We start from the raw sequence: 13030 nt of genomic DNA on the forward strand, positions 1-13030 counted from the left end.
CAGACAGAGGCATGCTCCATGTCGGGCCCGGCGGCACCGGGCCACCCGCCAGGACGGAGGGTCGGGGCAGGACGGCCTGCCTCGCCGGAAGGGGACGCCGGTGCGCAGCATTCACGTCTTCATCCCGCCGCCCGCCGTCGGTGACCGGGTGGGGCATGACGAGGGCGAGCGCCCCCGGGCAGCATCACTCACCTGACCGAGGACGACTTCTTCCGCAACCGCCGGCTCACGCGCCTCGGCGACACCCGTCACCTCGAAGCCTGACGATTCGCACCGTCAGGGGCTCGCGGCTGTTGCTCCGGTAGCGGCCCGGGTATCCGGTGCGCTCGGCGTGAGGGGCACGAAACCGCCGCCGTCGTCGTCACGCTGCCGGAGTCTCAGAGCTTCCGGAACGGCCCGGCCCCGCCGACTGCATCCCGGCGGGACCGGCAGACGGAGAACCGGCAGCCGCAGCCCGGCTGAACATGAACAAGCGCAGCCCCTTGCAAAGCTCCTGCACCCGGCGAGCCCCTCCGACGAGTGGTTTGGCCCCGACCCCCGCGGGCCGATCCGCGCGCGCCCTCAGAATGTCGGAACTGGGACCTGGGCAGCGCGACACCGACCGCGTAGGCGGCAGTTGCGGTGAGGGGGCGGAATGACCGGCGGAACGGTTCTGTTCGCGGTGGGGGAGCATCCTGGAGAAGGAGCGCACGGCGGTCAACTGCGCAGGATCGGGCGGGAGACCGAGGCCAAGGGTCTGGAAGTGCGCTGGGCCGCCACGGAGCCCGAAGCGCGCGCCGTGCTCCGGACCGAGGCGGGCCTCGCGGCCGCCGTCGTGGCCTGGGACCTCCCGCCGGGCCCCCACGGCGGCGACGAACCGGGCGGTGCCGCCGTGCTCCGCCGCATCGGCCGCCGCTTCAAGAACCTCCCCGTGCTCCTCGTCATGGAAGAGGACGCCGACCAGGACCTCGAGCGACTTCCCCTGTGGGTCGCCGAGACGGTCGTCGGCTACGTGTGGCCCCTGGAGGACACTCCGGCCTTCATCGCCGGACGGATCGCCTCCGCGGCACACGCCTACCGCGAAGCCGTGCTCCCGCCGTTCTTCAAAGCGCTGCGCCGCTTCGACGACGCCCACGAGTACTCGTGGCACACGCCCGCCCACGCCGGCGGGGTGGCCTTCCTCAAGTCGCCGGTGGGCCGGGCCTTCTTCGACCACTACGGGGAACAGCTCCTGCGCAGCGACCTGTCGATCTCGGTCGAGGAACTGGGTTCGCTGTTCGAGCACACCGGGCCGATCGGGGACGCGGAGCGGAACGCCGCCCGCGTCTTCGGTGCGGACCGTACGTACTTCGTGCTGCACGGCAACTCCACGGCCGACCGCATGGTGGGGCACTTCTGCGTCTCCCGGGACGAGATCGCGCTCGTGGACCGCAACTGCCACAAGTCCGTCCTGCACGGCCTGGTGATCTCCGGAGCCCGGCCCGTCTACCTGATCCCGACCCGCAACGGGTACGGGCTCGCCGGGCCGCTGCCGCCCGCAGTGACGGAGGCCGCGGCCGTACGCGACCGGATCGCCGGCAACCCCCTGGCAGGCGGCGCCGCGTCACTCCGCCCGGAGTACGCGATCGTCACCAACTCCACCTACGACGGCCTGTGCTACGACGCCGTCCAGGTCGCCCGCGACCTGGCCGCCAGCTCCCCGCGGGTGCACTTCGACGAGGCGTGGTACGCGTACGCGCGCTTCCACCCGCTCTACGCGGGCCGCTACGGCACGGCCGTCGGCCCCGACACGTTTCCCGGGCCGGAGCGGCCCACCGTCTTCGCCACCCAGTCCACGCACAAGCTCCTGGCCGCGCTGAGCCAGACCGCGATGGTCCACGTCAAGTCGTCCCCGCGGGCGCCGGTGGAACACGACCGGTTCAACGAGGCGTTCATGATGCACGGGACCACGTCACCGCTGTACCCCGCCCTCGCCTCCCTCGACGTGGCCACCGGCATGATGGACGGCCCGCAGGGCCGGTGGCTCATCGACGAGGCGGTCACCGAAGCGGTCCGCTTCCGCCAGACCATCGCCCGCACCGGGCGGCGCATCGCCACTGCCGGAGACCGGCCCGCGTGGTTCTTCGGCGTCTGGCAGCCCGACACGGTCACCGACCCCGGGACCGGCGAGCGGCACGCGTTCGCCGACGCCCCGCTGGACCTGCTGCGCTCCCGCCCCTCCTGCTGGCACCTGGAACCCGGCGCCGCCTGGCACGGGTTCCCCGGCCTCACGGCGGGCTACTGCATGCTCGACCCGGTCAAGGTGACCCTCACCTGCCCGGGCATCGACGCCACCGGCACCTGGGCCGACCACGGCATCCCCGCGCGGATCCTGACGGCCTACCTGGCCACCCGCAACATCGTCGTGGAGAAGACCGACAGCTACACCACGCTCGTCCTGTTCTCCATGGGCATCACCAAAGGCAAATGGGGCACGCTGCTCGACGCCCTGATGGACTTCAAGGCGCTCCACGACGACGGGGCCCTCCTCGACCACGTCCTGCCGGGCATCGTCGCCGCGTACCCCCGGCGCTACGCGGGTACGAGCCTGCGCGAGCTGTGCGGCGCCATGCACGACCACCTGCGCGGGGCCGACCTCGTCACGCTCCTGGACCGTGCCTTCCAGGAACTCCCCGAGCCCGTCGCCCCACCGCAGTGGTGCTACCAGCAGCTGATCCGCTCCGGCACCGAGCGGATCCGCATCGCCGGCGCCGCGGGCCGCACGGCCGCCGCGATGATCACGGTGACGCCGCCGGGCATCCCGGTCCTGATGCCCGGCGAGTCCGTAGGCCCCGACGACGGGCCGCTCCTGCGCTACCTGCGCGCGCTGGAGTCGTTCGACCGCGCCTTTCCCGGTTTCCGCAGCGAGACCCACGGAGTCACGGTGGACGACGAGACCGGCGACTACCGGATCGAGTGCGTCCTGCCGGACCGGGCGCCGGGGGCGCCGTAAACATGCCGGATCGGGGTGGCGCTTCCCCTCGCCCGACCGGCAGGATCAGCGGATGCCTCATCTCGGACTGGTGACCGTCGTCGTACGTGACTACGACGAAGCCATCGCCTTCTACCGCGACGCCCTCGGCTTCGACCTGCTCGAAGACACCCGGATCGACAGCGAGAAGCGGTGGGTGGTCGTGGCTCCGCCCGGGGCGCGGGAGACAGCGGTCCTGCTGGCCAGGGCCGCAACCGGCGATCAGGAGGCCCGTATCGGGGACCAGACCGGCGGTCGGGTCGGCTGGTTCCTGAACACGGACGCGTTCGAGCGCGACTACGAGCGGATGCGCGCGGCAGGGGTGACATTCGAAGAAGCGCCGCGGCGCGAGCCCTACGGCACGGTGGCCGTCTTCCGGGACCTGTACGGAAACCGCTGGGACCTGATCCAGCTGAACGCGAGGGCCCGGCAGGACGGAATGCTCTGAGCAGGGCCGGGGCCGGCCTGATCACGAGTGAGAGCGGTCACCTCCACGGTGGAGGTCAGACCGCTCCCAGGAAGCCCGGGTCGTCCCCGTCGAACTGCCGGGACGTGTCGCGGGCGATGCCCAGGAGCTCCGCCATGGGGACCGGTCGGCGGCTGGTCGCCGCCAGGCCGTTCCTGCCTTCGGCGGACCACAGCGGCGGGTAGAGAGACATGCCCTCCGTGCCGCGCAGTGCCTGCACTTCCTCGCGCCACCCGGGCCAGCGCAGCGCCTCGTAGAACTGGTCGAGCGCACCCGAGAGGATCCAGGACAGCCAGGCGCTGTGGCCCGCGCCGAGCGCTTCCCAGCGCAGGGAATCCGGAGCGAAGTACACGACCTCTCCCGGCGATCCGGGACGCCCCGCCTCAGCGGGATCCGCTCCGTTGACCGCGAAGACGCCGCCCAGCACGTCATGGGCGACGACCAGCCCGGGGCCGGGCCGCCAGGTGGGGTCGGACTCCCGCGGGAACCCGTTGACGTGCGCCAGGCCGGGCAGCCCCCACGGATCGCCCGAAGCCGGGCTGCCGAAGACGCGCAACCAGCCCTGATCGAGTACGAGGCCACCGCAGTGCAGCACGAAAGCACCCAGATAGGACTTTGCCGTGACCTGCAGCTGATGGAGCGTGGCACGCCCCTGATCAGCATCGACCGGGCACAGGCCGGTCGGCACACCGGAGGCGTCGAGCTCCTGCCGCAGCAGGGGCCAGGCGGGGTCATCCACGTCGATCAACTGAGAGAGGTCACGCATCCCGGGATGATCTCACTGTGATCCGGTGCCGTGGCGGACGGGGTGCGACGCGGTGCCCGCGGGAGTGGTCAGCGGCCTTCGCCGGGCGGAGTGCCGCAGCTCGGGCCGCCCGGGCCGTCGAACTGCACCGAGCTGAAGAAGTCACGGTACGAGGGGAAGAAGTTGCCCTTGCCGGTCGGGCCGGAAGAAGTGACGGTCGTGCAGCCGGAGTAGTTCGCGTCCGACCAGAGGTGGATGGTGGACGAAGTCCGGTTCCAGTCCGACTTGGCCCTGTTGTCCATGCCCAGCCTCGCGAGGTCCGGCGTGTTCTGCGTCAGCTTGATGACGTCGCCGGTGCCGTCGAGGCCTGAGAACATGCAGTAGGAGCCGGCGGGGCACCGGTCGTACCCGGCGGCCGCATGTGCCGTGGAGAGCGGCAGCAGGGCGGCAGCCGCGACGGCCAGCGGCACGAACAGGGCACGCGATGTGTTCCTCATCTACGGACACTCCTCGGGTGACGGAAATGAACGATGACCTGGCGGACAGCGGTTCAGGACGAGGATCTCAGAAGTCGGGCACGCCCTCGCCTTGCCGTAGCCGTAGCCGTAGCCGTAGCCGTAGCCGTAGCCGTAGCCGTAGGCCTGGCGTGCTGCTTCCCCGACCGTGCGGCGGCAGCGGTAGTGCACGAGAGCGGCCGGGACGAAGCCGATCCCGAAGCCCGCGAGCTGGGCGCGCCGAGAGAACTCGATGTCGTCTCCGCCACGCCGGTACGTTTCGTCGAATCCACCGACCGCCTGCCAGGTCGCCTAGCGGAACCCGCAGTTGCCGCCCTTCACGCCGCCACCACGTCGTCCGCGTCGCACAGCACGATCAGCTCTCCTCGCGCAGCCCTGCAGCCGGCCTTTCGTCAGGACGGCGGCCAGTCACGGCCCCATTCGGCATAGGGCTTCCTTTCGGCCGCCGGCTTCGAACGGTAGCTGTGGGGCGTCCCCAGCACCCGGTCCACAGCCTCCTCCGCGTAGGGGGCACCCAGGAATGCGAAGAGAAGACGGAGTGCGGGGGTCTTTTCGACCACGTCGTGATAGTCGATGAGGAAGCAGTGTTCGCGGTGCGCAGCGTATCGCCGGAAGGCCGCATCGGTCTGTGAGAGCGCCTTCAACGACCCTTCCGGATCCCTCCTCCACCAGTCGCTCCTCACCACGTCCTCCAGCTTCCGCGTGTTGAACACGAGAGCCGGCCGGGGAAACATCAGGGTCAGGAAGCCCAGATACTCTTCGAGTTCCTCAGGAGCGAGGTCGGCGTACCGGATCTCCTTGAATCCGTAGCACGTGCCATGGCTGGCGCCGCCACGCGGGCCGATCAGCTGATGGCGCACCAGGCGCCGGGCGTCACGGAGAAAGAGCTTCTCGTCCCAGCCCGGCCCGTACCACGGGGATGTCACTCGATGGCCGGCACGCTTCCGGGTACCCATGAGGCTTCGGTAGGCCTGGAACAAGCCGTAGCAGAAGTTGTAGTTCTCTCCTCGTACTTCGCAGCCGTCGATCGTGTTCAGCAGGCCCTGGAGAAGGGTGGAACCGCTCCGGCCGTAGGTGATGATGAGCAGCGACTCGTACTTCATGTGAACGGTGCTTGCCTCCCCCCGGAGCTTGGTCCCACGAGAGCCTGGCTCGCCGGGCCGACCGTAATGCGGCGGTCCGCCACGTGCCACTCGTTCGGGGGACGGCGTGCTTCCCGTGGCCCAAGGTGCGTTCCCGTACCGGGCGCTCGGCGCACAGCGCACGTGTTCACGCCCGGCGCGTCGTGAGGAGCGTGAGGAAGGGGTTTGCGCTGCATACGGAAAAGCGAGTGTCCACACGTTCTTGTGAATCGGCACGTCACGAGGGTTGGTGCGTGCCGCCCGGGCAGGCGCGTGGTGGGGCCGTTCGCCGCTCGGACTTGCGGTTATGGCCTGGAAGGTCCATCGGCACGCACCACGTGCGCTGCGGGCGACGTGGTCCGTCAAGAGGAGAGGAAGGGACATGGCGACAGACCCCTCGACAGGGCTGCAGGGCATCGATCCGGGTGTCTGGGAGCAGCTCGCCAAGGTCATCAACGAGCACAAGCAGGACAGCGAGCCCGCCACGACGACGGCCGAGGAACTGAAGCAGCACTACATCGCCGAGGCGCAGCGCTTCGAGGACCAGGGAGTGGCGCCTCCCGAGGTCGTGCAGCGCGTGTCCGGCGAGGCGGACAAGTGGGACCCCTGGGAGATCACGGTCATCGGCCCCGTCAGCGTCTACGGGGGCATCGAATTCTCCGGCGGCGAGAACTGGGTCGCGCGCGCCGAGGTGGGCATCAAGCTCTCCGGCAAGGTGATCTGGTCCGAGGGCTTCAACCTCAACTCCAGGATGAACAGCGTCAGCTGGGAGAAGAGCCTCGGGGTGGTCCGGGGCGAGCTCACCGTGGGCATCTACGGCGACAACAAGTGCCTGACCGTCAGCGGCGAGGGCTGTTACTGGTGGCTGAAGTGGCGCTGTGCCGGTTTCAGCAAGACCCTCGGCTGTTACGGCTGACACCGCGCGACGGACCGGCAGGCCGGACGCTTGGCCGCCGGCCTGCCGGGAGGGCTGCCCGGAAGGAGGGGGTGTCGTTCCGACGGCGGGAGGGCGGCAGCCGAGCCGCTTCGGGGGAGGAGGGATCGCGGCCCTGGCGCCACCGCCCTCGTCATTGCCGGAGGGCGTTCCTCGCGTGCACTCCGGCGAGCTTCGCGTCCGCCTTGGCCCGCTCCGCCTCGGCCCGGGCCCGCTCGGCGTCGTGGTCCGTAGCGGTGCCGGCGGCTTCCTTCGCCTTGCTCTTGAACTTCGCGGCTATGCGCTCCGTCATCTTCCCGGCACTCATGGACACCTCCTGGTCCTGAGATGCGCCGGATGTTCGGACACCATCGCGCCTTCCACTTACGGGCTCCGCTAAACGTGCCATTCGCGGCTTACCGCCCTGGGCGCGGTATGTTGCCGGCCCCCGGTCCGCGGCCCGCCCCTGCCCGGGCCGGGGACCGGCGGAGCGGGTCAGCCGACGTGGATGCGGGGGCGGCGGGTGGGATCGGGTTCCGCGCGGCGGAGCACCTCGCGGGCGACCGGGGCGACTTCGCCGTCGCCGAAGACGAGGAACCGCAGGAGGTGGCTGAGCGGGTGGCCCTCGGTCCAGTTGAAGTAGGCGTGGGGCACGTGGCCCGTCCGGTCACGCAGCTGGAGCAGGACCGCGGCGATGGTGTTGGGCACGCCGGCGCCCTGCACTCGCAGGATGCGGACCCCGTAGCGCTCTTCGCCGGTCACGGTGACCTCGGTGGCGAAGTCGGAGGAGTCGCGCACGGTCACTTCGAGGAAGAGGACGGGACCGCCGCTGGGGATGTGGGTCTCCTCTCGCTGCGTGTACTCCTTGGTGCGGTACTCGTCCGCGTCGCGTTCGTCCGGCTCGTTGGCGATGACGCGCAGGGGCCCGGAGCCGGCGGCGTCGTCGATGAGGCGGGCGGCGGTGTCGTCGAAGGTGACGTCGGCGGCGCGGAGTTCGAAGGCGCGGTGGATCCTGGAGGCCAGTGAGGTGAGCAGGATGCCCACGATGAACAGCGAGGCGATCTTCAGGCCGTCGGGCCGTTCGATGACGTTGGTGACCAGGGTGTAGGCGAAGACGAGGGTGATGAAGCCGAAGCCGGCAGCGGCGGCCCGGTGGTGCCGGTGGTGGGCGGCGATGGTGGCGGCGAAGGACGCGGAGAGCATGAGTACGAGCACGCCGGTGGCGTAGGCGCCGCCCTGTGCGTCGACGTCGGCGTCGAAGAGCACGGTGACGGTGAAGGCGGTCGCCATGAAGAGCAGCACCAGCGGCCGGACCGCACGCGTCCACTCGGGTGCCATTCCGTAGCGCGGGAGGTACCGGGGGACGAGGTTGAGCAGGCCGGCCAGGGCGGAGGCGCCGGCGAACCACAGGATGGCGATGGTCGACACGTCGTACACCGTGCCGAAGGCCTCACCCAGGTACTGGTGGGCGAGGTAGGCGAGGGCGCGGCCGTTGGCCTCGCCGCCCTTGCCGAACTCCTTCGCCGGTATGAGGAAGGTGGTGGCGAGGCTGCTGACCAGGAGGAATCCGCTCATCATGAGGGCAGCGGTGGTCAGTAGCCTGCGGGTGCCGCGGATCCGGCCGGCCGGCTTCGCGTACGTGTCGCCGGCGTCGCCTCGGACCTGCGGCATGACGGCGACGCCGGTCTCGAAGCCCGACATGCCCAGGGCGAGACGGGGGAAGACGAGCAGGGCCACGCCGATCATGGCCAGGGGGGAGGAGTGCTCGGCGGTCGCGGCGTGCCACCAGTCGTCGACGACGACCGGTTCGGCGGCGACCTTCCACACGGCGGTGGCCAGCACGATGACGTTCAGGACGAGGTACACCGACACCAGCACCACGGCCACGTCGATCGCCTCGCGGAAGCCCTTGAGGAAGACCGCGCCCAGAGCGGCGATGAGGACCAGGGTGATCCACATGTTGCTGCCGTGCATCCACGACGGGGCGAAAGGATTCTCCACGGCATGTGCCGACGCGTCCGCCGCCGACAGGGTGATGGTGATCATGAAGTCGGTGGCGGCGAAGCCGAGCAGCACCAGCACGAACAGCTTTCCCGCCCACCACGGCAACAGCCGCTCGAGCATGGCGATCGAGCCCTCGCCGTGCGGGCTCTCCGCCGCGACCCGCCGGTAGACGGGAAGCGCCCCGAGGAGCGTGAGCGCGATGAGCACGAGGGTCGCCAGCGGGGAGAGCGTGCCCGCGGCGAGCGCGGCGATTCCCGGCTGGTAGCCCAGCGTCGAGAAGTAGTCGACTCCGGTCAGGCACATCACCCGCCACCACCGGTGGCCCTTGTGCTCGGCCGGCGGGGTGCCGTGCGGGCCCGGATGGCGTGCCGACTGCTCGCTCAGGCCCTCCAGGAGCCAGGCCCGCCAGGGGCGGGCGGCGGCTGGTTCCGGTTCGGGCGCTTTGTCGACCTGTGTGGTGGTCATGCGGTGGTCCTCGTTCGATCAGTGGGGAAGAAAGGGCGAGTATCCATCAGGCCACCGCTTGCCCCTCCGACCGGGTTCCAGCCGGCACGAACCCGGGCTTGCTCTGCGCCCCCGACGATCCGACGATCAGGTGCGCAGAGCAAGAGACCGTCCTACGGCCGGTTCCTGCCGCGCATGGACTTGTGGATGATCTTCCATTCGCGGGTCTTCTCCGCCCGCAAGCGGGCGTCGGTGCGCGAGGCCATCCAGAGGGCCTCGCGCTGGAGCTTGCGCCAAGAGGCCAGCCGCCGTTCGGACAGCTCGCCTTCCTCAGCGGCCGCCAGCACCGCACAGCCCGGCTCCGCCTCGTGGGCGCAGTCGTGGAAGCGGCACTGGCCGGCGAGCTCCTCGAGCTCCGAGAACGCCTGGGACAGGCCCTCTTCGGCGTCGTAGAGGCCGATGCTGCGCAGCCCGGGAGTGTCGATGATCATGCCGCCGCCCGGCAGGAGCAGCAGCTCGCGGTGGGCCGTGGTGTGCCTGCCGCGTCCGTCGGCGGCCCGGATCTCCTGAGTGGCCATCCGGTCCGCCCCGGCGAGGGCGTTGACCAGGGTCGACTTCCCTGCGCCGGACTTGCCGAGCAGGACGGCCGTGCGGGCGGGCCGGATCCGCACCTCCTCCAGGCCCTCGCCGGTGAGCGAGGAGACGGCCCGGACCGTGGCGCCGGGTGCTGCGGCCTCCACCTCGGCGAGGTCCACCGAGGTGAGATCCGCCTTGGTGATCAGGACGACCGGTTGGGCTCCGCTCTCCCAGGCCAGGGCCAGGAACCGCTCGATCCGCCCGAGGTCGACGCGGGGCACGGCCGGCTCCGCGATGTAGACGACGTCCACATTGGCGGCCAGCACCTGGCCCTGTGCGACGCCCGGAGTGACGCCTGCTCGTACGATCGAGGACCTGCGGGGGAGGACCTCCTGGATCTGGTTGTCGCCGTCGATCGCGACCCAGTCACCCACGCAGGGCAGAGCGACCGGATCGGCGGCAGCGGCGCGCTTGAGCGCAGCGCTGTGTGCCGCGCGCAGTTCGCCGTCGGCGGTGAACACGTCGCACGTGCCACGGTCGACGCGCGTGACGCGCGCGGGAACGTGTCCCGGCTTCAGGGACGCGGCGAAGTCGCCGTCCCAGCCGAGAGCGGGAAGGTTGAAGTAAACAGAAGCCAACGGAGTGGCGCCCTTCGAGGAATCGGGCGGCCACCGGAGCTGTCTTCAGCTCAGACGGACACCCGGGGAGACAGGACTGCGGGGAGGCCTGCCACAGCGACGCTCATCATTTGGCCCTCCAGGGGTGTCCGGCGGATGGAGCTTCCGCCCGTGCAATCCGCGTATGCCGCGCCGTATTCCGCGTATGCCATGTATGCGCGTATGACGGCTTGGTCAGGAGGTTAGCGGGCCGGCCCGAGCGTGGCGACCGAATTATTCGAGGACGGGAACCCGGGCAGGCGTAGATCGCTTTCGGCCACCAGGGGTATGGACTCGGCCAAGCACGTGAGCTGCCCGGTCGGCACCTTCTTGGCGTGCACCTGCTGGGGCAAAATGCGCGATGTCACGATGTCATTGGCAATTGCGGGCCGCGTGGCTCCAAACCCACCTCGTTCCCCGCGGGACGGCTCTGGGACTCCTGGGGCCACCGCTACGGGGGAGGAACGGTCTTGGCGGTGCTGTCCTTGCCGGTACGGCACATACGAGCACTGCGAGGGACGGCCAAAGCGACCGCGGTGGGGTCGGGGCTGCAGCGCGCGCAGTCCTTCATGATCGTGGCCACCCTGCTCTACCGCGCGAGCCATCTGACGGTCGGCGTCCTCGCCGTCGCCCAGCACCGGCCGCGCCTCCCCCTGCAGTACGCGGGGCTCGCCGTGGCGCTGGCCGTGAGTGCGCTGGTCCACGGCACGGCCTGGCGGCGCGGCTGGTTCGAACGGCGCAGTGTCTGGGCCGACCTCCTCGTGACCGGATGCGTGCTGCCCCTGGTCCTCTGCGCCTGGGGCGGGGCGCGCGAGCCCGCCACGATCGGGTGGGCGATGCTCCTCGGAGGCTCGGCGAGCGCCGTCGCCTCCATCGCCCTCGACCGGCTCCACGCCCTCGCCGTGATCGGGCTGCTCGTGGTGACCCACTTCGCCGGCTACCAGGCGGTGGGCGCGAGCCCCGCCGTGATCGTCGGCCATCTCAACTCGCTGGTGGCCTCGGCCGCGATGACGTGGGTGTTCAAGTGGTACCTGTGCCGCCAGGGACGCCTGCTCGACGAGGCCAACGCCCGCGCGCTGGCCGCCGAAGCGCACAAGGCCCGCTACGCCGAACGCCTCGAACACCACCGGGCGCTGCACGACACCGTCCTCGCCACCCTCACCACTCTGGCGGCCGGCGGGGTCGACGCCAACGCTCCCGAGGTGAGGGAGCGCTGTGCCCGCGAGGCCGCCTACCTGCGCCGCCTGATCCAGCGGACCGCCGACGAGGTCCACCACCGGGAGATCGGCGCGGCCCTGGAAGAGGCGGTCGGCTCCGTCGAGGGCCTTCAGCTGCGGGTCACCGCCCAGTACCACGAGCTGCCGCAGGTGCCGCCCGAGGCGGCCGCCGCGATGGGCGACGCCGTGCGGGAGGCACTGAACAACGTACGGCGGCACGCGGGCACGGGACACGCCTACCTCACCGCGACCGGAGACCCGGACGGACACGGCGGAGTTGTCGTCACCGTGGTCGACCGGGGGCCCGGTTTCGACCCCGACCGGTACGAACCCGGCCTGGGACTGCGTCTCTCGGTCCACGACCGGATGGCGGAGGTCGGTGGCCGGGCGAGCGTGGACACCGCTCCCGGCGAGGGCGTACGGGTGGAGCTGAGATGGCCCGGGTGATCACCGTCGCGGTCGTCGACGACGACAGGATGCTGCTCGACGGCCTGCAGGCCTGGCTGGGCAAGGTGCCGGAGCTGCGGCTCGTGGCAACCGCGGCCACGGTGACGGAGCTCCTCGGCGCGCCACCGGACGGGCGCCTTCCGTACGGTTCCGGCGGAAGCGGAAGCGGAAGCGTAAGCAGAAGCGGGGTCGGGATCGGGAACGGCCTGAATGGCCTGAACGGCCCGGTGTACGTCCCGGCCGATGTCGTCCTCCTCGACCTCGTGCTGCGGGACGGTTCCGCTCCCGCCGACAACATCCGGCGGCTGCTGCGCACGGGAAGCCGCGTCCTGATGATCAGTACAGTGCCGGACCGCTCCCGGATCATCGAGGCGATCCGGGCGGGCGCCGACGGCTACCTGACCAAGGACCACGACCTGCCGACGCTGGTCGCCGCCGTCAAAGACCTCGCGGCGGGCCGGAGCGCCCACTCCGTGGAACTCGCCTTCGCCTGCGCGCACGACAACAGCCCCGCCCGCCCCCAGCTCTCGCCCCGGGAACGGCAGATCCTGCTCGACTACGCCTCCGGGCTGACCCTCAAGTCCGCGGCCCGGCGCGCGGGCATCACGGTGCACACGGCCAAGGACTACCTGGACCGGGTCAAGGCCAAGTACCAGCAGGCGGGCCGCCCCACGTACACGAAGCTCGACCTGGCCCGGCGGGTGCGGGAAGACAGCCTCGACGGGGGCTGACGCTCCGACGGGGGCTGACGTTTCGGCGGGGATGGCGCTTCGAAGGGGGCCGGCCACCCTGCGCAAGCCCCCCAAACGGACGGCTACAGGGGGTGCTCGCGCCGTTCGTATCGTCAGCTCCAGGCGGTGCCTCGGAAGGCCCGCGGGGGAGGGGACGACCCGGTGTTTGCATGCTGGCCGGCGCTGCCGGACGACGACTGTGCCGC

General features: G+C 70.7%; 11 protein-coding genes and 1 pseudogene. 5 read left to right on the forward strand and 7 right to left on the reverse strand.

Annotated features, from left to right (window positions below):
* The first annotated feature begins 634 nt into the window (after positions 1-634).
* Positions 635-2971 (forward strand): Orn/Lys/Arg decarboxylase N-terminal domain-containing protein, encoded by a 2337-nt coding sequence (locus tag B7P34_RS05720; protein ID WP_106674681.1) that lies wholly within the window; start codon positions 635-637, stop codon positions 2969-2971.
* A gap of 52 nt (positions 2972-3023) precedes the next feature.
* Entirely contained in the window at positions 3024-3437 is a 414-nt protein-coding gene (locus B7P34_RS05725) for a VOC family protein (protein ID WP_106674682.1), read from the forward strand.
* A gap of 55 nt (positions 3438-3492) precedes the next feature.
* Here B7P34_RS05725 and B7P34_RS05730 read toward each other — a convergent pair whose 3' ends face one another.
* The 4 genes and pseudogenes from B7P34_RS05730 to B7P34_RS05740 form a co-directional block, all read right to left on the reverse strand.
* On the reverse strand, positions 3493-4221 hold the full coding sequence (locus tag B7P34_RS05730; RefSeq protein WP_106674683.1) for a DUF2625 domain-containing protein: 729 nt from the start codon (positions 4219-4221) through the stop codon (positions 3493-3495).
* A 68-nt stretch (positions 4222-4289) separates the two neighbouring features.
* Positions 4290-4697: a peptidase inhibitor family I36 protein gene (locus B7P34_RS05735; RefSeq protein ID WP_106674684.1), complete on the reverse strand. Its 408-nt coding sequence runs from the start codon at positions 4695-4697 to the stop codon at positions 4290-4292.
* Positions 4698-4991, reverse strand: a pseudogene (locus tag B7P34_RS39655) (glycosyltransferase family 2 protein); the annotation flags it as partial.
* 116 nt (positions 4992-5107) lie between these two features.
* Positions 5108-5818: a sulfotransferase gene (locus tag B7P34_RS05740; protein ID WP_106674685.1), complete on the reverse strand. Its 711-nt coding sequence runs from the start codon at positions 5816-5818 to the stop codon at positions 5108-5110.
* A 400-nt stretch (positions 5819-6218) separates the two neighbouring features.
* Between B7P34_RS05740 and B7P34_RS05745 the strand changes: the two genes are divergently transcribed.
* Positions 6219-6752, forward strand: a complete 534-nt coding sequence (locus tag B7P34_RS05745; protein WP_106674686.1) for a hypothetical protein — start codon at positions 6219-6221, stop codon at positions 6750-6752.
* Positions 6753-6903: 151 nt separating this feature from the next.
* On the opposite strand, the gene B7P34_RS05750 is transcribed toward B7P34_RS05745, so the two are convergent.
* The 3 genes from B7P34_RS05750 to rsgA all read right to left on the reverse strand — a co-directional run bounded on the left by B7P34_RS05750 (position 6904) and on the right by rsgA (position 10411).
* Positions 6904-7077 carry a CsbD family protein gene (locus tag B7P34_RS05750; RefSeq protein ID WP_106674687.1) on the reverse strand — a complete coding sequence of 58 codons (174 nt, stop codon included), beginning with the start codon at positions 7075-7077 and terminating at the stop codon, positions 6904-6906.
* Positions 7078-7244: 167 nt separating this feature from the next.
* Positions 7245-9218 carry an APC family permease gene (locus B7P34_RS05755; protein ID WP_106674688.1) on the reverse strand — a complete coding sequence of 658 codons (1974 nt, stop codon included), beginning with the start codon at positions 9216-9218 and terminating at the stop codon, positions 7245-7247.
* Positions 9219-9370: 152 nt separating this feature from the next.
* Positions 9371-10411: a ribosome small subunit-dependent GTPase A gene (gene rsgA / locus B7P34_RS05760; RefSeq protein WP_106674689.1), complete on the reverse strand. Its 1041-nt coding sequence runs from the start codon at positions 10409-10411 to the stop codon at positions 9371-9373.
* A 494-nt stretch (positions 10412-10905) separates the two neighbouring features.
* Here rsgA and B7P34_RS05765 point away from each other — a divergent pair, with 494 nt between their 5' ends.
* Positions 10906-12093, forward strand: a complete 1188-nt coding sequence (locus B7P34_RS05765; RefSeq protein ID WP_353620231.1) for a sensor histidine kinase — start codon at positions 10906-10908, stop codon at positions 12091-12093.
* Positions 12081-12824 carry a response regulator transcription factor gene (locus B7P34_RS05770; protein ID WP_106674691.1) on the forward strand — a complete coding sequence of 248 codons (744 nt, stop codon included), beginning with the start codon at positions 12081-12083 and terminating at the stop codon, positions 12822-12824. The genes B7P34_RS05765 and B7P34_RS05770 overlap by 13 nt, the downstream gene beginning before the upstream one ends.
* Positions 12825-13030: the final 206 nt, after the last annotated feature.

It is taken from the genome of Streptosporangium nondiastaticum, from assembly GCF_003011965.1.
GTDB lineage: Bacteria > Actinomycetota > Actinomycetes > Streptomycetales > Streptomycetaceae > Streptomyces > Streptomyces nondiastaticus.